Genomic DNA, 24,904 nt, shown 5'->3' on the forward strand with positions numbered 1-24,904 from the left:
GGGTGCCCAGCAATACTGAAGTTGGTTTTTAGCGGATTCAGTGAGCAACACGCTAGATGTCTAGCTCCTCACAGGCGACAAACTCTAACGACATAATCATAGTCTCATTAACTTCCAACCCATATCCTGTAGCCAGATAAACAGCTAAATGCGTATACCTTCAAGCGAATGATGCTTCTCCAGCCAAGACTTGACCCACAAAGGTTGGCGCCCTCGACCGCTCCACTGCTGGTCTTGACTATCAGGGTTGCGATACAGAGCAGCCACTGCTTTCTTTCCCCCTTTGCTGCATTTTTTGGTACGCCGGCGATCAACTGCGTCAGCGGCACACCGACCCGTTGTGCAATCGCCAGCATTTCGGTACGGGCTTTTTCCAGCTCGCCTTTTTGTCGGGCCTTGATTTCTTGAACTGCTTGCGCTTCGAGCTTTTTTAACTCAGGCAATGATAATGATGAGATATCCATACGAACTCCTTGAAAGTACTACAAATTTTGGATGACGCCTGTATGTGACTTGAGCACGCATGCCAAGTGCAATTCATTCTAAAACATTTCGTTCGTGCTTTCGCAGTCTTCTTTCTCCTTGTACCATCGAAACACCTTGTTTAAAGGGGCCATTTCGACTGGAGCCATGCAACTGGCCCGGCAACAATCGTGGAAATCACCGTTGCCACGAAGGCCGAAGTATGGAACCACGATCCCCTTCTTTCGCATCGACCTGGCTTCTGGCCATGCTTCAGGGACAGACCTATGATGAGATCGCAGCGCGGTTCCGTGTAACCAAGTCGACGGTGTCCAAATCCGTCACCGATTTGGCGCGGGATCTACAGTCAGTCGTAGGTGTGATCGGCATCGACGAAGACAGTGCTCCCACCGCCCACGTGATACGAGCGCATGCAAAAGACTACCTGGAGGCGTTGGAACACTTCGTGCCGCTGGCGAAACAGGCCGCCACAACCTCACCGCCGATCATTACCCAGGCACACGTTGACCAGCTGGTGCTGCACACGGCACGGCATAGCCGCTGCAAACAGCGCGATATCGCCCTTCTCCTCATGCTTATCCATACCGGCGCACGTCCGAATGAGATCGCCAGATTGACCGTTGCCGATTACGTCGATGCGGCGGGCCAGCACCGCTCTCCTTCATGGCTGCCGGCAAGTGCCGCTTCGAATGGCATAGCACGCCCGCTTCTGCTTCGCGACGCAACAGTCCTGTACTGGCTCGACGCCTATTTGGCGTGGCGCCTGGCTGCTGGATTCGGTGTCAGCGATCGGAGCGAATACCGGGGACTCCAGGGCGAAAGTAGCCTGTTTCTCAGCCGGACCGGTGAGTCGTTTAGTTCGTCATCGACGAAAGCTGCTGCCGAAAAGGGGTTGCACGATGTCCTGCAGCGTATCTTCCGCTATGCCAATCTGCCTGGCCTGGGTGTGCTGTACGCGCGCCGCTCCGTCGCGCATCGCCTGCACGCCGACGGCTGCACACCCGAGGAGATCGCGTTTTATCTTGGGACACGCACCGGTGCCGTGCGACGCTTGCTGTCGACGAGTAGCCACAAGCCACCGCATCGAGACACCTCCGGCACTTGAATACGATCTGATCTTGCCATCGCTCGAACTACCTAGGTTCGCTCGCTCCGTAGCGAAGCGTCTGAGCAAGGATCACGGGGTTGACTCGCTACCGGCCAATGAGAGGATGGTTCATCGCTTATTTTTATGTGAAGGAGACCATCATGGATAAGGAAATCGTCAATCGCTCGCTTCCGCAAGGCGCTCCGCCAACGGTCCTTGGCGAACGGCCGGCCCGCATTCCCACGGGCGGCACGATTCGGGCCGGCATCAAAGTGCTGACCAAGGCGGCCGCGAACAATCCGCAAGCGAAGGCAATCTACGAGCAAGGGCTGGCCTCAAACTGTTCGTTTGAAGAGATCGGACAAAAGATTGCCGAGGCATTCCCGGACATCAAGACACCGCTGGTACCCAAAAATGTGGCCTGGTTCACCGTACGTCCGAATGACTTTCCCAATCCGGCCCTGGCAGCGCAGATTCTGGCGGCGTTTGGCGAAAATCGCGGCGACGGCGTCATCCGGCTATATCGTTTTCCAGTCATTTTCCCGGCCGACACCTGGCAATTGGTCATGCCACATGAACTGGCCGCCTGGGCGCGCAATGACAAGCGCTACTGGAGCGAATATGCGTCGGATGGCCATACGCGCTACTGCAAAATGTATGCCCCGGTTCGTTTTGATGAGCGCAGCCAACGCGTGGTGCGTACCTTCGGCGGGCGCCCAGTGCAACTACGGCCAGAAAACAATGGCGTCTGCGATCCAGAAAACTGTCCGGAATTTCAGAACCGGCAATGCAACCTGACCGGGAAATTCATTTTCTATATTCCGGGCATTGCCTCGATCGATGCTTTCGTCCTGCACACAAATAGTTTTTATGCCATGAGCCGCGCCATCGAGCGCTTTGAAACCATCTCCTTCATGCGCGGCGGCCGCCTGGCCGGTTTCCTCGATCAGCACCGCACGCCCTTCTATTTCAGTAAAAAGCTGCGCGATGTCTCGCATATCGATCCAAAAACCGGGCAATCCGTGCGCAGCGCACACTGGATCATCGAACTGGAAGCACCAATCGATGTCTCTTCCCTCCTGATCCAGCATGACGATGAAAGCGCTCTGCACCTGGCTGATCAGGCCGCCCATATCCTGCAGGGCAAAAACGAACAACAAGACGCGGCCTTAGCGTGTAGCGGTCCCGATGATGGATATGTCGTAACGCCGGAACAGGCTGCGGAGACCGGAGCATCTATACAGGAGCAGCCGGCCCCTGAATCCATGCAGTCTGCGTTACCTGCGCAGGACGCCCCATCTACCGACGATGAAGCGATCAGCACCCTGTTTGACCTGGCAGCGGCCTATGGTGTAGACCGGGATCGGTTTGGCCTCTTTGCTGACCGCCAATGGGGATCAGGCTGGAGGCGCAATGTAAATGGCCGCCAACGCGTGCTGGCGGAACTGGAACGCTATCAGAATGATCCGGAAGGCTTTTGTGACAAGGTCAACGCCCGCCTGCGCGCGTCGGACACGCCGTCATCCAGGCTGCGCGTGCCAACAGCGCCAGCCAAGGGAGAATAGTCATGCACATCGCTCATTTTTCCGATTTGCACTATGCAGTATCGACCTTGCCCGAGGTCGATAGGTGCTTCACCTATGCCGTAGACCAGGCAATCGCAAGACAGGCGGAAGTCGCCGTTATTACCGGCGACACCACCGATCATGCCCTGGATGCCCATTCGCCGGCGTTGATGGCGCTCGCGCGCCAGATCCGGCGCTTGGCCGATCATTGCCCGGTGCTGATGTTGCAGGGGACGTTTTCACACGAACCACCCGGTACGCTGGATCTATTTTCCCTGCTAGGGGGCCGTTATCCCATACACGTGGCCAACCGCCTGCAGCAGGTCATTCTCAACCGCCGGCGTGAATGGACGGCTTCCACACACTCGCGCTTCGATGCCAATGACTGGTGCGACTCGGACTGCGCTCTCCTCTGCTCGTGCGTTCCGACCATGAACAAGGCGAATTTGGCCGCCAGTGTCGGTGCGGAACAAGCCGGACAGGCCATGGGACACTATCTGACCGACCTCCTGGCCGGTTACGCGCCAGGCAATCTGCTGGCGCGCCAGCGGGGCATACCCACGATCGCACTCTCCCACGGTACCGTGATTGGCTGCATGACAGAACATGGGGTGCCGATGGCGGGAATGGACCATGAATTTACCGCAGGCGCGCTGTTTCAGGCACAGGCCAATGCGTTCATGCTGGGGCATATTCACCTGCATCAAGCGTGGGACCACAACGGACAGGTGATCGCCTACCCCGGCTCCATTGGACGCTTGCATTACGGCGAACAAGGCAATAAGGGTTTCCTGATGTGGGAAGTCACCGCGGACAGCGCTAGCTGCGAACTCGTCGCAACGCCGGTTCGCCGCATGCTGGAGCTGGCGTTTGCCGGGCCACCGGAGATGGATGCACTGCACCAATACGTCGCTAACCACCCCATCGAAGGCGCCTGGGTGCGTATACGCTGGCAGTGCCTTGAGGAGGAGCGCGCCACCATCGACCGAGAAGCGATCACGGCACTGTTTCGTGGCGCGGCAGGCATCAAGCTCGAAGGCCGCGTGATCCCGATCACCCGTGCCAGAGCGGAGGGAATAGCACGCTGCCATCAACTTGAAGAGCAAGTGCATGCGTGGGCACAGCAGGTCGATACGCCAGCAGCTCCCCTATTGGCGTGCCTGGCCCAGCTAGCTATCCACTCACCCGCCGACATTGCGATGGCTGCGCTGTCACCAGAAACAGTTGCTGGCGACGCTTGGACAAACCGATGCAATGCTTCGCGAAGCGGGGTTGAGCAGCCTTGAGGTGCGCATCCCCCGCTTCATACTCAAGATCAGAAGACACTTTGACCAGGAGAGATCATCATGCGCCCCCTTTCCCTCACCTTGACGGGCTTCATCGGCATTCGCGACGGGATGAACAGAGAAACATTGACGCTCAATTTCGAGCGCCTCACGGCCGGCGCCCAGCTAGTGGCCATCGTCGGCCCGAACGGACGAGGAAAAACCACTGTGTTAGACAATATGACGCCCTATGCGACGATGCCATCCAAGGCAGGTGCTGACGGCCTTGGTAGCTTTTCCTACTATGACGAGGTGTATTTGCCGGCCAACCGCAAGGAACTCCTCTGGGAAATGGGGGAACAGAGATACCGTACACAGATCATCATTCGACTCAACGGCAAACGCCGGAGCGAGGCCTACCTGCATCAGCTCCGCGCCGGCGCATGGCAGCCCGTGCAACTGCCGGACGGCACCGTGTCCGATGGCCGGATGGAATCCTACCAACGCTGCATCGAGGATATCATCGGACCAGCTACCACTTTTTTACTACGGCATTTTCAGCACAAAACAGGCGCCAACTGGCCCATTACCGCAACGCGGAAATCAAAGTACTATTGAGTGACCTGCTTGGACTGGAGCGCGTGCGTACCAAGGGTCTACAGGCTGCGGAGACAGCGAAACTGCTGCGCTGCGGGCTTTCCGGATTGCAGCAGGAGCGGCGCCTACTACTACAACAGATCAACGACAATCTCGAGGTATCACAGCAATTGAGCATGCCTGACGACGTGCTTGACACCCTACAACGCCGTAGGAAGGCAGCATTGGCAGAGCTGGATGAAGCCAAAAACTTCCTGGCAACACTCAAGGCGGAACAAGCCGTCGCTGCGACCTACGTGAACCAGCGCCAGCAGCTCAACCAAACACTGCAGGACCTGCGCGATCGGGTGCAAACACGCAATCAGCAAATCGACGAACGAGAACACGACCTCATCGCTGCAGGCCAGGCCATAATCCAACAGATCTTGCAGCGGCGGCACGAGCATGCGCAGGAATATCAAGCTGCAGTCAGCCGGCATGCGAACCTGCGGTTGCTCAACGCCGATCACCGACGCGTGACCCGCGCCGTTCACAGGCTGCCGATCCTGACACGCCTGCAGGAATACCGCAGCAATCATGCCGCAACCTGCCGTCAGTTGCATGATCGGCATATGGAAGCAGCCTCCCAGCGTGCACTCGCCATGCAAAATATCGATGCAATCAACAGGGAAATCGGTGAGGTGGTATGTCAAACCCGAGCATTGCACCAGCGTCTCTCGCTCACCGCCCTCGTTCCCTGCGCGGGAACCGCGCTACAAGGACAATGCCGGCTTCTCGAACACGCCCGCTCAGTCCGCCCCATCATTCCACAGTACGAGCGGTCCCTGCGCCGGTTGGAACACGCCCGGCGCCAGCAAACCGAGGTGCTGTTGCAACTGGACAAGCAAATCGCAGCAATGCCGGACACGGCAAAGCGCTTGGCGCGCGCACTACACCGCCTGGATAGAACTCGGGAAAGACGCTCAGCCAATCAGCAAGTCGCTGCGCGCACCAGCGAGATCGAGCAGGCACGGGACAGCATCGACGATGTGATCCGCCGGATTCACCTGCTCGCGCAGGCCGTCAACCATGAAACGGATACCGAAAAACAGGAAAAAGCACGCATCGACAAGGATCTGGCAGCCATTGCAGCTGAGCGCGCTCAGATCGCACAGGGTATTCGCATAGAACGTGAGCGTATTGAACAGCAACTCTCCGCTCTGCCTTTGCCGTTCAATCCGATTCGACTCGCACAGGCCGATCAGGAAATCGTTCATCGCACGGGTAGGCTGGCAGAGTGCGAAACACAACTGCACGAAGCGATCGGGCGCCAGCACCGCCTGACTGAGATTCAACGCCAGTTACTGGCCCAACGTCAAACGCTAGCATTGCTGGATGCCCGCATCGCTCATATTGAAGAGCAGACAGCAACCTGGTCTCTGTTCGCCACATGCATGGGGAACGATGGGGTCATCGCTTTGGCCATTGACGACGCGGGCCCCGCCCTGTCGATGCTCACGAACGATTTATTGATGGCGTGCTACGGGCCGCGCTTTACGGTATCCATTCGCACGCTGCTGGAGTCGGGCAAAGGGCAATCCAGGGAAGGATTTGACGTCATCGTGCACGACGCCAACACCGGCTTCGCCAAGAGCGCGTCCAAGATGAGCGGAGGCGAACGCGTCTGGATCAACGAATGCCTCACGCGCGCCATGGCCTTGTATCTGGCCCAGTCAAACAACCGGCGCAGCGAAACGCTCTTTTCGGACGAAGCAGATGGCGCCTTTGATACCGAACATAAACGCATGTTCCTTGCGATGAAGCGCCAGGTCATACAACTGGGTGGCTATCAACAAGAGTTTTTTATCTCACACACGCCAGAGCTGGCCGCATTGGCTGACGCCACCATCGATCTCATCTAGCCTGTTGCTTGCACATCAGGCACCATCACACCGCCCGGCAACCAGCCTGCCAGCGTGGTTTCATTTTCAAGAAAGACGGCATCTCACCGGCAGGCAATTCTTGTGCAACGCCTACGGCCAATCGCCGTCAACTCTCACGCCCGCTCGACTTCACTGCACCAGAATACGTCGGGAAATTTTACAGCTCGGCGTTTTATTCGTCTCACAACTATATAAACCGTTGATTAGTCGAGGAAAACTCGGGCGGCACGCAAATTGCTGAGTTCTGCTGTTGCCAGACGATGTCATGCGTTGTCGTCTCCTTTCCACTTCTCGGACGAGGTATCTGTGAAAAGTTTGCACATCCTGTCACGCCACATCGGGCATGGCCTGCTGCTCCTGGCATTGTCTGCGGGTATCCTCATCCCCGCGCCAGCTGCAGTCATCAATGTATCAACTACCAGCTCCCATGTCAGCGTCGGACAATCGTTCAACGTGCTGTTCGACGTACGAGGCCTCTCCAGTGCCCCCAATGACTCATTGAGTGGCTTTGACTTGGATATCGTCTTCGATCCGCTCACCGTGCGCTTGCTCAATGCCAGCTTCTTCGATCCCGCCAGTGGCACCAACCAGCTCGCATTCAGTGAAGCCGGGAGCTTCGGCTTTATTGGCCAAACCGCAATATCCGGCGGTGTCATTGACCTGTTCGGCATTTCTGGTAACAGTGCCGGGGTACTTGACGCCCGCCAGAACGATATTTTTCGCTTTGTAACCCTGACCTTCGAGACGCTGGCAAGCAGCCCAGGCACTTTCATCGGCGTCAATCTTGCCGATCCGGCGCTGCTGTTTACCGACAGCGGTGCCGGCGGGCTGCCCATTGCCTTCGATAACAGCAGCATTGGGATAGCGATCGGTCCCACGGCGGTTCCAGCACCATCCAGTTTTGCCCTCTGCATGGCTGGGATGATTGCCCTCCTGATAACAATGAGGCGCCGCCGTGTGGCCATCCTGCGGGCAGGCGGGATCAGCATCGCTCTGCTCACTTCGCTCGCCATGCCCGCACAGGCGCAGACCAGCACCAGCACCAGCACCAGCACCAGTACAACGCAACAACAAACGACACCGGTCAACCAGGAAGCCATCGATGGCGTCATCACGGCCATCCAAGGCCAGCGGCTCCAGGTACGCCTGAACAGTGGAAAATTAGTGTGGATGACAAGTACGACTTCCTTATCCTCTTCCCATGTCGGTAAGCGGCTCACTGGTATCGCTGTCCCTGCCGGCGATGGTCTCGTGCTCACCCAGGCCAGGTTCTTCAACTGAGCGATCTACTTCAACGGAGACAGCAATGCGATCCAACCTGACCATGTTAGTACTGAGTTTGTCGCTCGGGCTTTCCGGCCGTTCCGCGCTCGCTCAGAACAGCTCGCCATTCCCACCGCCAACGGAAACACTGGGTACCTATGTCGTCAATAGCGGTCCAGGACTTGATACCGGCTGCACCTTTCGGGGAGCGGGACCACTGCGCATCACCATTCCAGTGCCCAAGCTGATCAACGATCGGGAATTGAACGCCGATGGCACCTTGCGCGACCCGTCCCGATTGGTTGCCAACGGCGTGGTCTCGGCCCAGGCAATCATACGCTTTCCCGTGTACGACATTGATGACCAGGCCGCTCCCGGAGGCGGTATCGCACCGGAGGTTGACCGCGTGTCGTTCAATGCACGATTTAAAAAAGTACTGGCCGGATTTAATAATACCTGGACGGACGACACGATCTTTGTCCCGATCGAGGAGATCAGATTTGGGCAAAACAACACGCTGCAGATCGATATCGATACCGCGAACGCCGGTGGAGGAGAATACTGGTGCATGGCGGTCGACTGGGTATCGATCGAATTCGAAGCCACGCCCCCGTATATCCTGCAACACGGTATCAACGCCAATCTGACCACGTGGGATGAAGCCAGTGCAGCTGGTGTGCTCCGAGCACTCAATGAGCGCGGCGTGCTCTTTACGCGCTTCTCACTTGGCGCCGGCGCGGCAGGCAATGGCTCCGCCGCGGCCAACGCTATCGAACTGAACAATCTCATCACCACCTTTCTGGCACCATTGAAGGCAGATAAGGTCCATGTGATCGCCCACAGCAAAGGAGGACTGGATACACAAGCGCTGCAGGCACTTGGACCGGAATTTACCCTCGTTTCGTTGTCGACGTTATCCACTCCGCATTTAGGAAGCGTCGCGGCCGATCTATCCGTCGTTCAGAAGACCGCTGCAGATGAGAAACGCAATAGTGGCGCGGATCCGGATGGCTACGTTGCACAATACGTCGATACCTGGACCTTTGGCAAAGGACCTCAGTTTCCAGGCTTGTCCGACTTGACGACGTATGCCGCGACCGCCGCACTGAGTACCGGCCAGCGCGACAATATCCCCAACACCTACACCATTGGCGCCGACGCTGACCTCAATCATGACAATCTGTTGACATTCAATGAGTCGACGCCATTATTTCCCTATGAGCAGGTGCACTATGCAGCGATCCGCACCTGGCAAGTACTGCGTGACTTTACCTCTGCGCACATGACGTTATCCACCATCCCTGGCAAATACTGGGGTACCAGAACCGTACTGACCTATGTCGCGGTCGTCGCTCCGGCACCACAGCTCAATGACATTGTCGTCACGGAAGATTCCGCCAATCCCGGCTACGGCACGCCGGTGATCAACGTGGGCGCCAACCATTCCACCGTCAAGAGCGGCGCGAACATCGAGCGCATTCTAGACCTCACCATCCCGCTTAAATAACCTGGAGCTGCAATGAAGACGATCATACAAGCGTTGGTGCATGCAATGCGATGCGGGACAGGTACCTGGCACCTATGGGGGGTATCGTTCCTGCTTGCCGCAAGCATATCACTGTCGTATGCCCAGAATGTCCCGGTCGCACTCAATCTGCCCACCAGCGTAAGTGGCGATATCGTTCCCGGCATGACTGCGCTCGATTTGCCATTTGTCGTACAGGGCGCGGATGGTCTGGCGCTCGATGTCATCGTGCCTGTCAACGGTGCCAGAATGAGTCTGATCGCCCCCACCGGCGCCGCCGTACTGGTTCCCAATGATCCCCGCCTCACGTACCATCCTGGCAGCCAACTCACACCGCCCTTGCCCGGTGGCGTCTTCACCCTCTCCGAACTTCCCGCCCCGTCAAACGGCACATGGATTCTACGCCTGACATTCCCGGCCGCGCACAACAGAACCGTGGCCATGGCAACGGTGCGCGCCCGCTCGCGCTACCAAGTCGGCATCGCAATCGAACGTACGACCTTGCTGGCCGGCGAGGATGTCGCCATTGGCATGATCGTACTCGATAACGGCACACCAATCCGCGGTCTGCTCTCCTCGATCAGTGTTGGCCAGGGCACGCCGGGCCAAGCCATTGCCGCGCACGACAATGGACAGCAGCCTGACGGGCTCGCCGACGATGGGGTCTACACCATCGACTATACCTTTGCCACTGCCGGTACCTACGATATTCTTGGTTCAGTTGAAATCCAGACACCGGAAGGGCCGATACAGCGTACGGCAGTTTCGCAGGTTCGCGTCATCAATCCACTGCTCAGCGCGGGCAGCAGTGCCTTTAACGTCGTGCGTAGTGCTGGCAACTGCGTCAGCGGACTGCAAGTATTGCAAAATTTCAATGTGCTGGAAGCGGCCACGTATGCCACCTTAATACGGCTACGCGCGCCGAACGGCAAAACCATGGACATCCGTAAATCCAGACTGCTCCCACTGGGCGCCGCCAGCGTCACGGCGTTGTTCGATGCCAAGACGATTCGACAAACGCTGGCCAGCGACGGCCCGTACAGCGTCGCGCTGATTGAAAGCCTGCGGGTCGGCGCATCCGAATTGACCCTGGGTTTTCGCAAGCGCGATGCCGGGATGTTCAATGTCACGCTGGAAGATCTGTGTACGGAACCAATTGTCCTGCAACAGCAGCTAACCATGACACCAGTCATCGAGCAAGGCTACATTGCGTCGTTCGACGTCGCCTTCCCGATACAAGTGAGTTCTCCCGGCTTTTATCAGATCTCCTTCAAGGTTGTGGGACAACATGGAGAAGATATCGCCCTCTTCAATGCTTCGCGCTCGCTTGCAGCTGGCGTCAACACGGTTGTCGTCAACATTCGCTCCGAGAAATTCCTTGCCGTTGATGGGCCGTACCGGGCGATCTCGCTCGTCGTGGTAGGGGAGGCAATAGCGCGCGGCTCACGTCGATAGGAACCAGCGACACCTATTCCCGCTGGCAATTTTTGCCTAGTAAAAATGGCGATCTCAATAACGATGGCAGCATTGACGGTGCCGACATGGCATTGGTGACACAGTATCGGGGATTGCGGGCCGCTATTCCCGGCGATCGCAGGGATATCAACCACGACGGCATTATTGATATCAGGGATGCAAGGGCGCTCCAAACCTTGCGTTAATGGTGCACTTCTTCGTCTCTGGACATCGCGTCCTGCATGAAGGCGAGTCTGGACGATCAGGGACGATGAGCGACCTACCGCTCATCATCCCCAATACGTCTGCGTGCCCCCAGCGCTGCAGGTACATTGTATCAATGACTCACCATTGTCAGCATGGCCACTCAAGGCGCATACGCAAACCATGAGACAAGGCGCGCCACCCTACTTTTCCGCTCGCTCACTTTCAATTGACGCAAACGGGACCTCCAGCACATACCGTCCACGGTATTGGCACAATCGCATTTCCATCCACCGTGCGCACGGCATAACCGCATGTCGGCCGCCGTCCTGGCCAGACGGATTCCTTCCAGCCACAATTTCTGTAGCGACTCATTGAACAGGAACACCAGCGGCATTTCCTCTCGTCCGTCAAAGAAATCCTCGTAGCCCAAGTGTAGTGCGGCCTGAAATGCTTCCAGATACACTGGATCAAGGCTACCCGGGTGCCACCGGTCAGTTGCTTCCATGTATTGCCGCACCACGGCCATTCCGTGCACCTCATCAGTATCGTCCATCATCGCCTCCGTGACGTTCTGCCTCTTCGGCAGGATCATATTGACGCCTCCTTTGCAACTCCCTCAACTGCTCCACACTGTCGCTGATCGCTGCCTGCGCAAAACCCATCAACCAGGCGTCCCGCAGTCCGACTTCCTGGTTAAACAAGCGCGGCACCTGCTCATTGCCCCGCTTGTAGTCGTCATATCCCATCTCCTCGGCGCGATACAACATCACGCTCATCAAGTCGTGTCGCCGCCGTTCGTCGTAACGGATGTCAAGCGCACGGCGGTACTCGTGATAAATCAAACCAATGGTTATGTTGATGACTTCGTTCATGACAATACTCCTCAGTGCAAATGCCCGATCTCACCGCCAGTGGAACCTCCATGTACATAGCAAAGATCCTTTGCTGAACACAGATGCCCTGTCGTCAGGTCGCAAAAGCAAATGCACGTCCTGTTTGTTCGAATAAACTGCGCGCCGTCCCGGGTTACAACCCGCGTACCGGGAGGCAGCGCCTCTAACTGCTCGATGAGCGGGTCGACTTGTCCAGCTGCGCTGGCGCATGGTGTCCCACTCCTCTTCCAAGGTGAAAATTGATGTTTCATGATGACCTCCATGCTTGAGGGGATTGAAACGCCCTGGGCAATCGATGCCGGCACATGGCACGAGCCTGGACGAGGCCAGCCTTGTACAGGCTGGCAACTTGAAATCTGCTCGATGGATGACTATCCTGAGCAACACATATACGGAAAACGATCTGTGCTGGATGACGGATCTGATGAGGGCTGCAATCGGAGAAAATATGTTGCAACTTGGCGTACATATCCGCCTGACGTCGAGAGACGTCGAGCGTCTGCGCTACATCACCGGCTTCGAACCTGTCGGTATCAGAAGGCTCGCCGATCTCGACGCCTACGTCGAGCAATGCAAACAGCATTTACAGGGACGGGCTGACGAGACGCGGCTACTGCATAAGCTTATCGACGAGACGGTGGCATCGTGCCGCATGTCGGCCTGCTCAATACTTCACCGATAGCTGGCTTGCTAGGAATCCGCCCAGGCATCAGGCGGCTCCCAGAGATCACATCATCAGCAACAATGCTTATCCTTGAAGGGCGACCTCATCGCAGCGCTCCCAAATGCGATCGTGAATTAACGCCCCCTCCCCCAGCTCGCTTTGCCGAACGTCGAGATGCGCCGATATTGGCCTGTTGCCCAGCGTCAGCCGCTGCGTTGTCACGCAAGGGGTGAGCAATTTCTGACGGAGATACCCCTGGCCCGAATCCACCGGATTGGCATCCCCAGTGGTCAAGCTGCGTAGCTGAGCGCCAGCCTTTTCCTCGCGTTCCGGCAGACAGGCCAGGAAGATCGTTCCTGTCGACCTGCACAGCCTTGTAGCAAAGCCAAGAGGAGCACCGATCGCCATATGCATGACCCAACGGATCCCCGCTCCCATCCTTCGAAGGCGCACCTGACGCGCTTTTTCCCTTCGCAGCACATGTTTGCAGCGCAGGTACAGGCCACTATGCTGAAAGCGCAATTCACTGCTCTTTTCCAGATGCGCCACCAACTCGGCGGCAATCATCGGATCCGCCGCGTGCCGATAAAGGCTCGCCCAAACCCGTTCTTCTTCAACCTCGACCAAGGAGCGCCGCCGCTTTCCGGTCCTTACCTCTCCACCGTTTTGCATGATGTCCTCCACCAAAAACAAAAGGGAACGCCGGCATCCCATCGGATGCTGGTGCTCCCTCATCTACACACGCCTCGCTCCTTTAACAAGCAAACGAGACAATCTATTTAGCACTCCTCCTCATCTGGTAACGAATAACCACATGCGGGGCAATAAACGCTCCAATGTTGATTGATCGTGCCAGACTCGGCGCTTTCCCAGCTGTGATACCTGGCACGTTCATGCGAACATGCCGGGCACTCCGCCTCAAAGTGCTCATTGTCGAGTTCCATTCCGCCAGGCTCGACGCCCCTTCCAAATACCCTGGTTCCCATGTTGGTCTCCTCAGCAAGCGCCTTGTCTGGAATGTGAACCACTCCGGGCAAGGCACCGCATCAGCTGGGTTCGCCGCAACCAAAGCTTCGTCGCGATGTGAACAACACAGGCAAACAACGATCCTGTGCCCGACCTCAGGTACGGGAACCCACTGCCAGGATGACACTGAGTTGGCATCTGCGCGCGTGCAGAAGCGTGCGATATCCGAGAGTCGCCTGAGCTTGACCGGAGCAGTGCACACGCGACATGCACCTCCCCGCACACCTCACGTAACCCGGTGCCGCCGAGCAAAATGCAAAGCGGGTATGGCTGATCCTGTAGAAATTGTCGTTGGGACATGATTGCTCTCCAAAAAAGAAGGCACCATGGCCCCGCACGGGGACCGCGATGCCCCGCACACGAGAAGATATGCCTGGCTATCGTTAAAAACCGATAGGCAAGCGAAAGAAGGCCCACCATTCCTAAGAACAGGGGCCTAACCTGAGAAGTATCCAGTGAACTGTACTTCCTTGACGCAAACGATCCTCTGCTTGCGCAAATCAGCCTGGCAAGTGACCAGGCAAAGATCGGTTGCCGAAGCAACGTGTCGAAATCCTACTCGACGACTGAATGACGGGTGACGACCGCAACGCTCACCACGTGAGTGGCAAGATCCTGCCAGACATCCGCGATGGATGCGGCAGGAGCAATGTGAGAGCGATTCTCACAGAAAGCACTCTTATTTTTGCAGTAGTTATTGACGAATTCAAGCCGCACCAGGACGAAAGTTCACCGAAAATCGATAGTTCAAGGTTGCTCGATGCGTTCCCAGGCTGATCACCGATAGCGATCCGGACACAGTCATCGGCTGCAGTCACCCTTCGGCAACCGGATGCCTGTCAACCCGTTACTGCTGCGAAGAAGTTTGGAACGGTCGACTCACCTGCTGAAATACATCCGGGTCCGAAAAAATTATCTGCCTATAACAACCCGCTGCTTTGACGGGCACGTCGTTCATTCTCAAATCTGGCTTGTTTGCAGCAGTCTAAAGCGCTCATGCACCAATTGATTAAAACAGCGCATGAATTCTCCCCCATCGTCACAAGTCACGATCACATGCTTTTCCAGACGACCACATCGCGAGACGCGCCGCGTGTCAGCAATCACGCACGATGTGTGACTGAAATTGCAGATAACAAACGGCCGCCCCTCGACCGGCGCATCATAATAGGCTTGCGCCGCGAGACGGGCATCAGCCACCTCAATACCCTTGCTCCCGCTCTTCTCGATCACCGTGTAGGTGGATCCGGCCGTCCGGCATGCTCGTAACAACTGGCGGCTCTCCGCATTCAGTTCCATACCACCTCCCCCGCGCGCCTCCCCAATACCAGTTGTACCAAACTAGCTCCGCTGACTAGCACCACGTTGCTTCTGGCCAGATGGGGATACACGGCAGCACCGCTGCGCCCGGTATGCAGAAATAGTCCGGCCCCCACACCATGATGGCAAATGGCCTCGCCAAAGGCCGCCACGTGATGATGGTTCACATGGCCGCCATAGCGCTTCGACTGCACCGCACACCAGCCATGCCCCGGCAACCACACCTTGCCGTCAATCCCACCATCCCCGGAGTACCTCGGGTTGCGCAAGACAAATAGCCCGGCGTCTTCCAGGGCCGAGAGCACTACCTCTTCAAATACCAGCGGATCCACACTGCGCAAATAAGCCAGGCACCGTGCCGCGTACCCCTCCCCTGTGAACTGCCGCACCGCCCGTAACACCGCGCGCGATTGACCAATACGCCGGCGATGGTCAGGCAGCCGGCGCAGACGCACAGCATTGAACAACTGCGACGCACATCGAAACAGCATGCCGCTCACGCCGCGTGAACGGGCCAGAACGGCTTCATAGCGCTCGCGCGGCGCACGCGGCGCACGGGAGCCGCCAGGTTTTCCATCCTCGATTCGCTCTTCTTTACCATCACCGGCCACGGTGCGCTTGACCCACCGCGCACGCGGATGTCCTGACGACCAACGCTGCCAATGTCCCCGTTTCATGATGCCGCTCCCATTAAATCCACTTCATCATTGCGCCGGCCCACCGGCGATCCCAGATACGCGTTGCTGATCTGCCTCCGACAATGCCCCAGCTGCTCGGCCACCTGCCGATAGGCGTCCGCCATGACCTCACGATCGATCAACAGCTCGCCGCCCCGCACAGGCGGCTGCACCTGCGTGATATCAAAGTACAGATCACCGGCAAACTGGTGCCGCAAGCCATGCGGCGTAACGCCCAGGTCATTCTTGGTCAGCCCCACTGAACGCACCACATTCGAAAACAGGTCCAGCGACTGTTTCAAGGACAGTCCAGGATGGCCGATATGCCCCCAGTCCTGCCGGGCGAGACAGCGTGCGCGCGCCAGCGCTTGTCTCTGCTGGGCTGTGCGCACCGCGGCATAGCGCAGCCGGCCACCCTTCGTCCCACGCTTGATGCGCAAAAAACTAATATAGTGATCGGATCGAGGATGCTGGGCCGGCAAGGCATACGCCGGTACTTCAGCTGCGCGCGGGCAAAACATCACGGCCTCCTTGCGGCGCAGGCCAAAAGCGATCATCATCGCCAGCTGCCCTCCCACGTGGCTGTCAACCGCATCGACGGCGGCAATGACCTCTTCGACGGCAAGGCCATGGCTCTCCCACCCCTTGTCGATCAGCGCCCCATAGGACCGGCGTACCAGCGCCGGATCGCTCACATAGCTCTCGGCACTGCGCACCAGGCCCGGCTTGCCGATCCAGCTGGCGAAGACCCGGATAAAGCTCATTTGCTGCTGAATGTAGGCCGCGCTGCAGGGATACGCCCGGCGCGGTATGCTCATCGGCATGTCGAGCAACACATCTGCCGGTAACGGCTGCGCCGTCCAATACGCCATCAACGCGCGCACGTGCCGTTCCGCCAGGTTTTCAGGTACTGGCTTGAATCCCAATTTACGCAGTAACGCGAATATCCGGTACAAGCCCTGGCTGCGCGCCTGTCTGGTGCTATGCGAAATCCCCTTCCCTGCGCTGGCATGCTTTTCATTAAATGCGTCCAGCACCGCATCGAGCTGCTCCCTCCATTGTGTGTTGTGGGTCATGACTTCTCCCTCCCGATACTCAGGATTGTCGATTTGGCATGCTGCACTGTCCGGCGCGCATGCCCCCGGTGTGGCCTTCAACTGGCATCGGCGCCCGGCCTGCTGCGCCAACGAGGGAGATGTACTCTAGACATTCCAACGCGCTGTCCCTATCTCAGCGTCGATGGCGGATTTTCTGTTTGCCCGAAGGCGCGGTGTCTTAAAAATGCTCATGCGAATAACCAGCGAATTTCTCCTTCTGTGTTAGTCCCCGCGTCTTGCGCGAGCAGTGCGGCGCTTGCGCCACAAAGACATTTAGGTGCCCCGGCCACTCTCAATTGAACCAGGACCTTGCCCCTCTTCCCTCACGGTCATCCCATCAGCCCTACCACCAGGCCGCTTCGTGATTGCGCACTAACCAGGTTGATCGAAGCTTCTCCGGCAACGTCACAACAAGGCACCGCGATAGGCTCTTCGTACAGCAGGAAGATTGAATAGGTGATAAATCACTCTCCTGCGGTTCGCGGCCGCAGGCGATACATCGACACTACCAGGATCGTAAATTAGCGACGGAGCGCCGCAAGGCCCTCTCCGATTTGACAAGCGTCTCTTGACGAGAAATCACGCGCGAGCAGTTACCCCCGGCAGGGGCAGCCCGACCTACTTCTTCACTGACATACCACTCAACTCGACCGCAGGGCGCGGCCGACCAACTTCGCTTCGATAGACAGGTAACGACTGCAACGGCATACCACGCTTGCCAGCGCCACATTCGGAACGCGATGTCCCTGGAAGTGGGTCCAGACAGTCGTCACAGAATATGATCAGTTTTTTCGAATGTCAAGCCGATTTTCGGCGCTGAAAATTTGTGATTGAGGTCGAATTTATTTGGTAAGTGCTTCTGGCGAGGATTTCTCCCTATGAAGTACGCCGCGTCGTCATTCCTCTGATTGTAAATGGTATTGAACATCGGAACGGACTGAACCAGGTGCACAGATAAACAACCAACGTACGTCTGCGGTGCGGCACGATTCCAGCGCACATGCGATGCGTTCTCACGCCAGCAGATGCCAATATAGCTGCGCCGCAGCGCGACTCCATTCGTTCCCCAGCGCGTCTAAATTCGCACACACGACAAGTTCTGCCAAAAAAGCCGGGCATTTCCTATGGAGTACGTACCGCCCCGCTATTACTGTTGATTGCTTGCAGCAAACAGGAGGACGAAGTGGAACCCATCGTGCGAGCCGTGGACATTGGCCGGGGAAATACCAAATTCATTGCAGCGGTCAGTGCTGGTGACCTGCGCTGCGCGATGTTCCCGTCGCAGGCTCACCCATGTGAAACAGTCTATGAGCAGGAAACCTGGGGAGTGAAACGTCGGACCGTCTGCGTCCCGGTCGACGATCTGAACTATGAGGTCGGGCCAGACGCTCACCTCGCCTCCGACATCTTCAATGCCAATGTGCTGCAGCACGACAGCTACAGTGCAACGCCCGAATATCTGGCTTTGCTACTGGGTGCACTGCATTACATGCGTGTCGACCGGATCGATCTACTGGTACTTGGTCTGCCCGTGGCCACGTATAAGCTCAAGAAGCAAGTAGCGGCGCTGGAACGCCGCGTCACCGGTGAACACGTCCTGGCCGAAGGCAAAAAGATCACGGTCGCGCGCGTCAAGGCAATTGCACAGCCGTCCGGGGCCTTGATGTACTGCGGACTGACCCATGGACGCCTTGCTCAGATGCGCAAGGAACGGAATCTGATCATCGATCCGGGGCGGCGGACGTTTGACTGGCTGGTGACGCAAGGCATGCAGCAAATTGACAAGCGCAGCCATTCGGTACCGCGCGGCATGTTTGACGTGCTCCACTCGATCACCGAAGGTATCAGCCGAACCACAGGCTCTCACTACCGGGAATACGACGCGATCGATGTGGCGCTGCGAACGGGAAAAAAGCCGGTCATCTTTCAAAAGGAATACGACATTGCCCAGCACCTGCCGCTCGCGCAGAAGATCCCGGAGCAGGCTGTCGCCGAGATGCTGCACTACGTGGGCGACGCTGCCGACATCAACAATATTATTCTGGTCGGCGGTGGCGCCTTCTTCTATCGCAAAGCACTGAAAACCGCCTTCCCGCATCACGAGCTGCAGGAACTCAAGGATCCGATCTTTGCCAACGTCAAGGGTTTTCAGTTTGCCGGCACTGAGCTGGCCAAGCAGGCCGACGCGTCATCGGCTCGGACAGGTGGCACGGCGCCGCTAAACACGGCGACATAAACCATGGGCACACCTCTGACCATCCGCTTGAGTGTAGAACTGGAACGCGCGGACAACCCTCCCCTGTATGACGATCTCATCAAGTTCCCAAAGGGGCCGCGCCGCGTGAATCGGCTGCGCACACTGGCCTATGCGGGACTGGTAGTACAGCAATGCGGACAAACCGCATCGTCCATGGAGGCGCAGTGGCTCACTAGGCCAAGTAGTAAACCAAACACGCCGGGGCAGGATGCCGTTGTCGCCTTGGCATCGATGGAGCTTTTTGGCCCATCAAGAAGCGAATAGGAGTGAAACATGAAAAACGAAGAGCTACCTCGACTCAGTGCTAGCCAACTGGCTGAAATGGGGTATTGCGAACGCAAGATCGTCCTGGCCGACAGATTTGGCCCGCGCTGCTCGTCCGAGCGCGAGCAGGCACGAGCCTATGGAGAGCTTCAACACGTGACGTTCTTCATCGAAACATTGGACTTGGATGCCGCTTCACTAGCGCTCCCAAGCCTGCCGGAACGGGCGTTCATCAGGCCCAAGCAATTGGCTACACGCACTACCAGACTCCACAGGCGGCTGTACCAAATAATGCCGGCATGGCTATCGGCAGCGTACAAGATGCGCTTTCACATGGTGAGACCCGCTCGGAAGGTGTTTTTGATATTACGCGAACAACTGTGCTGGCCGCGACATCGACAAGCGCACAAGAGGCGCCAGGTGCCACTTCGCCTTGTCGCACGCACTCACGAAAAAAATGAGCACTTCCACAGTTCTATCGATCCTCTTGCATGTGGGTTGGGTGCTTCTGTTGCTCTGTATTGTACGTGGAGTGAGACGGCATGCCAGGTGTCGAACGCGCCCCAAGTGGTTCCCGGACGAATTGCGTTACGCCAGCCTGGCTTACGCAGAGCAAACTTTCTCACTCGATCACCCCATCAAACTCATCGCGCGTGTTGATCGGGCCTATCGCCACAAAGGAAGACTCACGTTGATGGAGTACAAAATCCGTCGTCTTGAGCGCGTGTTCATGTCGGACGTGATCGAACTCTCTGTCCAAAAGATGATTCTGGAATTGGTAAGCGGAGCCAAGGTGAATAATTATGGCTTTGTCGTTGTTCAGCACCCTGAGATACCTGAGCGTAGAGCCATGAAGGTTTTCTTACTCAACCACAAACAAATTACCGCGCTTTATCACCGCAGAATGGCTTTATTAAATCAAACGATTTCAGCCGACCACGCGGAATCGTCATCACAGTGTCGCCGATGTGAATTCATGAGAGAGTGCAAAACATATCCTGAAAGTACGCCGTAGGCCATATGGTGCTCAGAGAATACCCTCTGTGAATGCCTCACGTGTTGATGCTTTCACTGGACGGTCAGAGTTTCTTGCGAGCGATAATAAATGGGATGAACTGCGATTTACTGATATGGCGCATAAAGAAGATGCCTCAGCCTGACTTTCCCCAAGGGGTTCCGTATTATGAACTCGATGACATGAACCGCGCGCTTGAACACCAGCAAAAGGGAAACTGAATGGACTTACCTTCCAATGTAAGCAAGCAGATCGATTTGCTATCAGAAATGGGCAATGACCTGGCCGATCAAGGCGAATTCACCCAAGCAGCGGAGAGATGGAAGCAGGCCCTTGATCTGCTCCCTCCGCCGCAGGCTGACTGGGAAGCGTATACCTGGCTGAAGGCGTCGATCGGCGATGCGCTCTACCAACTTGTGGACTTTTCTGCGGCGCGCGAGGCATTGTTCGACGCGCTCAATGGTCCTGACGGCCAGGAGAACCCGTTTGTGCATTATCGCCTTGGACAGACGGAACTGGCCTTGAAAAACGAAGAGGCAGGCATTTCAGAGTTGCTCAAGGCGTACATGCTCGACGGTGAGGAAATCTTTACCGAGGAAGAGGATGGGCACATCTTTTTGCAGATACTTCGGGAAGCCGGGCTAACCAGTTAGCAAACATGGTGAATTGTGTCGGGGTGCCAAATGCGTAAAATTCTTATGATCGTCGTCGTCCTCCTACTCGCGAGTATCGCGGGATTGTTGGCGATGGACAGATACGACAAGCATGTGGAAAAACAAAGGCAAAAGGCGTTCAACGAGAAGTTTTTGAAATAGTAAAGCGGCACGACGCGGGATGTCGCCATGATCGGTGAACTTCCGCCAGATCAATTCCATGTTGTGGTTGAGAGTGACATGGATCGGGCGCGCCTGATGTGGCTCGTCAACCGTATTGGCGAGGCCAAGTTACGCAAGAGCGTTGCCAAGTGCCATGCTCGTTGCCCCGAATGCAAGCCCTTCGTCTCAATCCTCTCATCAAGGCATGGACATCGCTCAACCGGCGCCAGAAAACTGACAACACTCACTATGACTAGCTGTTACTTGCCGTCAAGGCGGTGCGTCTCGCGGAAAGCCATTTCGATCGCGGCCTTCAGTTCGGGGCTATGGCCGGGCAAATACGATGGCCAGGGCACGAAAGGCGTCGAGGACATGACGCCAAGCGAAATCGAAACGGGGCAGCGGTAGTCCGCTCCAGTGCTGGTCAGGCGCACCAGTACCATCTGCTCACACTGAACGTCTTTCACGCCGAGCGCGTCGGCAGCAGCCTTTCCGGAGCTGTTAGGATCGCTGAAAAATGTCATGTGGTCAACCGCTGTGCCGGCCATGTATCCCCCCAAGACCACAAACACCAGACTCAAGCCGGAGCTCCATCCTGATTTTGTTTTATCGCCGCCACTGCGATAAATCGAGTAAAACTGCCATCCGAAGGCGAACATGCTGAGAAGGCCGAATACAAGCGCGGCCATCGGTACCCAGTTACGCGCATCACCTGGCACGCCTCGGCTGTTAAGCGGAGAAAGGTAGACTGCGTCCAGAAAGGCCAGCATAAAACTGAAGAGGGCGAGCACGTGGAAGATGGGCTGGCGGCCGCTCATGAGCGTTCGGAACATCGCGATAATGTGGGCCCATCCAAGTAACGTAAGGGCGAATAGAAATGGCATGGTGGATTGATTGAGTATTGTGTCAAATCGCCGAGGGCAGTTGCGACTACGGCACCCCTCTCATGCTTTGGACCGTTTCTCCTTACGGAGGCGCTGCAACGCCGATTTGAAGCCCGTCATCGACAAGTCGAAACCCTGGTCATTCAGGGTCAGCAACACTTTTTCCAGAGTGACGCCTGATTGCAGCGTGGCCTCAACCACAGGGAGGATTTCACGCAGGCGCGCAGTATTCGACTTGCCTTCATTCGTTCTGCTCAATTCGGTTAATGCATCCACAATGTTTTGCGGTTGTGTAGGGTCCATCCAATTTCTCCTACTGATAGTTGCTATCAGGCTCGTTACCGCCGCAGCCTAAGCCGTCCCTTCCGGATACCGCGCCGCTGTCATCGCTCATGCGGCATCCAGCGTGGCCGTGGGTGAAATCGGCCTGTCGCACAGTCGCTGCGGCGGGGACAAGGCCGACCGGAGCGAGGCTAAGTCCACCGGCAACATGTTCACCGGACTGAGTGTATGGTCGTGAAACACAGTCGATACCATGCCGTCCAGTCCGGTCCGGCCGTTCCTGACTGAGGGTGGCTCCCGACTTAGCGCCATCGCGCCGCTCACTGCAACTGTTAACTACCTCGGCGCCAGGTGGCCATACAACTCGTGTGTCGGCGCCGTCGATGGCCATCTTCTCCACGTCGTTTTTGAAGCGCTTGAATTTTTTCAGCATCTCGTTGCCCAGCGGCACACCGTTGTGGGTATGCTCCAGCAGTTCCAACAGTTGATCCCTCGTAGCATCGAGGGTCTCGATGCGACTTGAACGGAGACGCTTCGCGACTTCGTGCACTGGACACGTGCCGACCCAGTACATGCGGTAGTGCTCGACAATGTCAAGGGCGTTGAGCACTTCACGCACCTGGCGGCGAGCCTTACGCGACAATGTACGTCGGTCGTGCGCCCGGTAAGCCATGTACGCAACGCCGGCAGCCGCTGCGATACTACAGGCCCCAAGGGCCAGGCCGCTCCGGTGGTTGCCCACCCACTCGATCAGCTGCGAGAACGGGCTGGGGCGAATGTCCTCTTGTTGAGCCAGTCGACCAAATATCAATCCGATAAACCCCCTCCCGAATACTGTTGACAACACTATCGGTACCGCGGCAAATAAGTTTTCGTCACTCGAACGGCCGGTCATAACGCGAAAAAACATGACACACATGTGCCCCAGGCCGACCAAGCATATGACGATGCTCAAGACGTCCAATATCTGCCATATCGCCGAACCAACCCCACCCATAGCGGATACAGCTAGCGGCTGGGCGATCACGGGATCCGTCACCAGCAGGAGCAGTGACAGGTATGAACGCCTACTCATGTTTATCTCCGACAATCTGCCCTGAGGAAGCCGGCTCTATCGTCAACAGGCCCAACTTGGCGGCCTTGGCGGCGACGGAATCGCGGCGGCGAATATCTGCAAGATGCCGTTCAGGATGGACGGCCGCGCGCGCACTCGCCATGTCGCTCAGGGCAGCAGCTGTCGCCTCCTGACGATCGACCTTGCGATCGAGCGCCTCGAAATCTACGCCGGGGTTCTGGCCGACATTGCCGATGGTGCGCGCCGCATTGGTTTTGGCCTTGGCAACCTTGCTGCGCGCTTCAAGCAGGGTGGCGGCCGTATCGCGCTGTTGCTTCTGCATGCGCAGCTCGGCAAGCTGTTGGTTCAGCACGGTGAGCGACGGTGCCAGGTCGTTGGCGTTCTTCTCATACGCCTGCGCGCGCTCCTCCGCCAGCACCTGGTTATTGATCGCACCCAGAGCCTCCTCGCGGCGGCCGTCGTTGGCCGCCGTGCGGGCAACTTCGTCCCACTTGTTTGCGTCCTTCAAGGCGGTTTGATGGTCCTTTCTCATCAGGCGCAATTCGGCATCGACGGCAGCTATGCTGTCCTCCGCCTTGCCGATCTGTTGCTCCAGTTCGCGCACGCCCTGACGCGCCATGCGTCCGACATCACTATTGTTATCGACGACATCATGCAGCACGCCGGTCAGTTGTATCCAGATTTTTTTCAGCAATCCAAACATGTCGATTCCCCCTAATAACGAGCATCTGTACTTCGCTATAGTTGCATCCAATGTGCATCCATAGCGAATCCATCGTGCATCCCACTATCTGCAAAGTCAATCCTCAATCCTGTAAAAACAATGCTCTTTGCGATGGATCAAGGCTCACTTTCTCGTGAGAAATCTAAGGACGTGAAACCGTAGCGGAAGGGAGATGAAAATGAGGGTGGAGCTTGCGACGCAGGCATGGCACGGTTGGCATCCGTGCGCCCAGATAGGGGATGGACCAGGCATGGAACGATGGTGAGCCTTTGAAAAGTAGTTTTATTGAGTATTTTCCTCAAACTGGGCACTGATTTCGAAACATACCTGCGGCAAATTCTCCGACCAGGCCAACAGCCAGGAGGTTGGCCTTGGCGACACTTACCGACTTTAGGAACGCTCCAAATATCCGGCCACTCATCTTGGGCTCAAACCCAGTTCTGTTATCCGCCCAGAACGATTTTCCGATTCAAAATTCGGGCTTTGGCCCTATAGGCGCATAACCACCAGAACTGCATTGATAGTCCCACCCACAGTGCTCA

Annotated in this window: 26 protein-coding genes and 1 pseudogene; 15 read left to right on the top strand and 12 right to left on the bottom strand. The window is 57.0% G+C overall.

Going from position 1 to position 24,904, the window contains the following annotated elements; translation table 11 throughout:
• Positions 1-107 precede the first annotated feature (107 nt).
• On the bottom strand, positions 108-464 hold the full coding sequence (locus tag ACRHIG_RS20670) for a hypothetical protein (protein ID WP_489627727.1): 357 nt from the start codon (positions 462-464) through the stop codon (positions 108-110).
• 221 nt (positions 465-685) lie between these two features.
• Here ACRHIG_RS20670 and ACRHIG_RS20675 point away from each other — a divergent pair, with 221 nt between their 5' ends.
• The 9 genes from ACRHIG_RS20675 (at position 686) to ACRHIG_RS20715 (ending at position 11,368) form a co-directional block, all read left to right on the top strand.
• Positions 686-1,588 (top strand): hypothetical protein, encoded by a 903-nt coding sequence (locus tag ACRHIG_RS20675; protein WP_489627728.1) that lies wholly within the window; start codon positions 686-688, stop codon positions 1,586-1,588.
• A 143-nt stretch (positions 1,589-1,731) separates the two neighbouring features.
• The gene (locus ACRHIG_RS20680) at positions 1,732-3,135 is read left to right on the top strand and encodes a recombination directionality factor (RefSeq protein WP_489627729.1); all 1,404 of its coding nucleotides are present in this window, start codon (positions 1,732-1,734) and stop codon (positions 3,133-3,135) included.
• A 2-nt stretch (positions 3,136-3,137) separates the two neighbouring features.
• Complete coding sequence (locus tag ACRHIG_RS20685; RefSeq protein WP_489627730.1) at positions 3,138-4,421, top strand: metallophosphoesterase family protein; 1,284 nt, start codon at positions 3,138-3,140, stop codon at positions 4,419-4,421.
• A 60-nt stretch (positions 4,422-4,481) separates the two neighbouring features.
• Positions 4,482-5,018 (top strand): P-loop NTPase family protein, encoded by a 537-nt coding sequence (locus ACRHIG_RS20690; protein ID WP_489627731.1) that lies wholly within the window; start codon positions 4,482-4,484, stop codon positions 5,016-5,018.
• Between the two features lie 23 nt (positions 5,019-5,041).
• Entirely contained in the window at positions 5,042-6,898 is a 1,857-nt protein-coding gene (locus ACRHIG_RS20695) for an SMC family protein (protein ID WP_489627732.1), read from the top strand.
• 327 nt (positions 6,899-7,225) lie between these two features.
• The gene (locus tag ACRHIG_RS20700; RefSeq protein WP_489627733.1) at positions 7,226-8,200 is read left to right on the top strand and encodes a hypothetical protein; all 975 of its coding nucleotides are present in this window, start codon (positions 7,226-7,228) and stop codon (positions 8,198-8,200) included.
• A 25-nt stretch (positions 8,201-8,225) separates the two neighbouring features.
• The gene (locus tag ACRHIG_RS20705) at positions 8,226-9,689 is read left to right on the top strand and encodes an esterase/lipase family protein (protein ID WP_489627734.1); all 1,464 of its coding nucleotides are present in this window, start codon (positions 8,226-8,228) and stop codon (positions 9,687-9,689) included.
• 12 nt (positions 9,690-9,701) lie between these two features.
• Entirely contained in the window at positions 9,702-11,162 is a 1,461-nt protein-coding gene (locus ACRHIG_RS20710; protein ID WP_489627735.1) for a choice-of-anchor X domain-containing protein, read from the top strand.
• Between the two features lie 32 nt (positions 11,163-11,194).
• Entirely contained in the window at positions 11,195-11,368 is a 174-nt protein-coding gene (locus tag ACRHIG_RS20715) for a dockerin type I domain-containing protein (protein ID WP_489627736.1), read from the top strand.
• Positions 11,369-11,529: 161 nt separating this feature from the next.
• On the opposite strand, the gene ACRHIG_RS20720 is transcribed toward ACRHIG_RS20715, so the two are convergent.
• Together ACRHIG_RS20720 and ACRHIG_RS20725 are read right to left on the bottom strand one after the other, a co-directional pair.
• Entirely contained in the window at positions 11,530-11,961 is a 432-nt protein-coding gene (locus ACRHIG_RS20720) for a hypothetical protein (RefSeq protein ID WP_489627737.1), read from the bottom strand.
• Complete coding sequence (locus ACRHIG_RS20725) at positions 11,909-12,241, bottom strand: hypothetical protein (protein ID WP_489627738.1); 333 nt, start codon at positions 12,239-12,241, stop codon at positions 11,909-11,911. The genes ACRHIG_RS20720 and ACRHIG_RS20725 overlap by 53 nt, the downstream gene beginning before the upstream one ends.
• A 316-nt stretch (positions 12,242-12,557) precedes the next feature.
• Here ACRHIG_RS20725 and ACRHIG_RS20730 point away from each other — a divergent pair, with 316 nt between their 5' ends.
• Complete coding sequence (locus ACRHIG_RS20730; protein ID WP_489627739.1) at positions 12,558-12,944, top strand: hypothetical protein; 387 nt, start codon at positions 12,558-12,560, stop codon at positions 12,942-12,944.
• Between the two features lie 66 nt (positions 12,945-13,010).
• Here the strand turns inward: ACRHIG_RS20730 and ACRHIG_RS20735 are convergent, their stop codons facing one another.
• The 4 genes from ACRHIG_RS20735 to ACRHIG_RS20750 form a co-directional block, all read right to left on the bottom strand.
• Positions 13,011-13,598, bottom strand: coding sequence for a hypothetical protein (locus ACRHIG_RS20735; protein WP_489627740.1), 588 nt, complete (start codon positions 13,596-13,598; stop codon positions 13,011-13,013).
• A 1,314-nt stretch (positions 13,599-14,912) separates the two neighbouring features.
• Complete coding sequence (locus ACRHIG_RS20740; RefSeq protein WP_489627741.1) at positions 14,913-15,251, bottom strand: hypothetical protein; 339 nt, start codon at positions 15,249-15,251, stop codon at positions 14,913-14,915.
• Positions 15,242-15,949, bottom strand: a complete 708-nt coding sequence (locus tag ACRHIG_RS20745; RefSeq protein ID WP_489627742.1) for a restriction endonuclease — start codon at positions 15,947-15,949, stop codon at positions 15,242-15,244. Before ACRHIG_RS20745 ends, ACRHIG_RS20740 begins: the two co-directional genes overlap by 10 nt.
• Positions 15,946-17,025, bottom strand: coding sequence for an integrase domain-containing protein (locus ACRHIG_RS20750; RefSeq protein WP_489627743.1), 1,080 nt, complete (start codon positions 17,023-17,025; stop codon positions 15,946-15,948). Before ACRHIG_RS20750 ends, ACRHIG_RS20745 begins: the two co-directional genes overlap by 4 nt.
• A 1,204-nt stretch (positions 17,026-18,229) precedes the next feature.
• Between ACRHIG_RS20750 and ACRHIG_RS20755 the strand changes: the two genes are divergently transcribed.
• The 4 genes from ACRHIG_RS20755 to ACRHIG_RS20770 all read left to right on the top strand — a co-directional run bounded on the left by ACRHIG_RS20755 (position 18,230) and on the right by ACRHIG_RS20770 (position 21,235).
• Positions 18,230-19,282: a PRTRC system protein D gene (locus ACRHIG_RS20755; protein WP_489627744.1), complete on the top strand. Its 1,053-nt coding sequence runs from the start codon at positions 18,230-18,232 to the stop codon at positions 19,280-19,282.
• A gap of 3 nt (positions 19,283-19,285) precedes the next feature.
• Positions 19,286-19,567 (top strand): hypothetical protein, encoded by a 282-nt coding sequence (locus tag ACRHIG_RS20760; protein ID WP_489627745.1) that lies wholly within the window; start codon positions 19,286-19,288, stop codon positions 19,565-19,567.
• Between the two features lie 583 nt (positions 19,568-20,150).
• A complete protein-coding gene (locus ACRHIG_RS20765; RefSeq protein WP_489627746.1) occupies positions 20,151-20,582 on the top strand; it encodes a PD-(D/E)XK nuclease family protein in 432 nt (143 codons plus the stop codon).
• A 221-nt stretch (positions 20,583-20,803) separates the two neighbouring features.
• Positions 20,804-21,235 (top strand): tetratricopeptide repeat protein, encoded by a 432-nt coding sequence (locus ACRHIG_RS20770; protein ID WP_489627747.1) that lies wholly within the window; start codon positions 20,804-20,806, stop codon positions 21,233-21,235.
• Between the two features lie 63 nt (positions 21,236-21,298).
• Here the strand turns inward: ACRHIG_RS20770 and ACRHIG_RS20775 are convergent, their stop codons facing one another.
• Positions 21,299-21,457: a hypothetical protein gene (locus ACRHIG_RS20775; RefSeq protein ID WP_489630914.1), complete on the bottom strand. Its 159-nt coding sequence runs from the start codon at positions 21,455-21,457 to the stop codon at positions 21,299-21,301.
• 18 nt (positions 21,458-21,475) lie between these two features.
• On the opposite strand from ACRHIG_RS20775, the pseudogene ACRHIG_RS20780 reads away from it, so the two are divergent.
• Positions 21,476-21,577 (top strand): annotated as a pseudogene (locus ACRHIG_RS20780) (hypothetical protein); the annotation flags it as partial.
• Positions 21,578-21,657: 80 nt separating this feature from the next.
• Here ACRHIG_RS20780 and ACRHIG_RS20785 read toward each other — a convergent pair.
• The 4 genes from ACRHIG_RS20785 to ACRHIG_RS20800 all read right to left on the bottom strand — a co-directional run bounded on the left by ACRHIG_RS20785 (position 21,658) and on the right by ACRHIG_RS20800 (position 24,341).
• Entirely contained in the window at positions 21,658-22,281 is a 624-nt protein-coding gene (locus ACRHIG_RS20785; protein ID WP_489630915.1) for a hypothetical protein, read from the bottom strand.
• Positions 22,282-22,341: 60 nt separating this feature from the next.
• On the bottom strand, positions 22,342-22,584 hold the full coding sequence (locus ACRHIG_RS20790; protein ID WP_489627748.1) for a hypothetical protein: 243 nt from the start codon (positions 22,582-22,584) through the stop codon (positions 22,342-22,344).
• A gap of 10 nt (positions 22,585-22,594) precedes the next feature.
• Positions 22,595-23,518: a hypothetical protein gene (locus tag ACRHIG_RS20795; RefSeq protein ID WP_489627749.1), complete on the bottom strand. Its 924-nt coding sequence runs from the start codon at positions 23,516-23,518 to the stop codon at positions 22,595-22,597.
• 112 nt (positions 23,519-23,630) lie between these two features.
• Positions 23,631-24,341 carry a PspA/IM30 family protein gene (locus ACRHIG_RS20800; RefSeq protein ID WP_489627750.1) on the bottom strand — a complete coding sequence of 237 codons (711 nt, stop codon included), beginning with the start codon at positions 24,339-24,341 and terminating at the stop codon, positions 23,631-23,633.
• Between the last annotated feature and the right edge of the window lie 563 nt (positions 24,342-24,904).

The sequence above is a fragment of the Janthinobacterium sp. C22 genome (assembly GCF_057919405.1).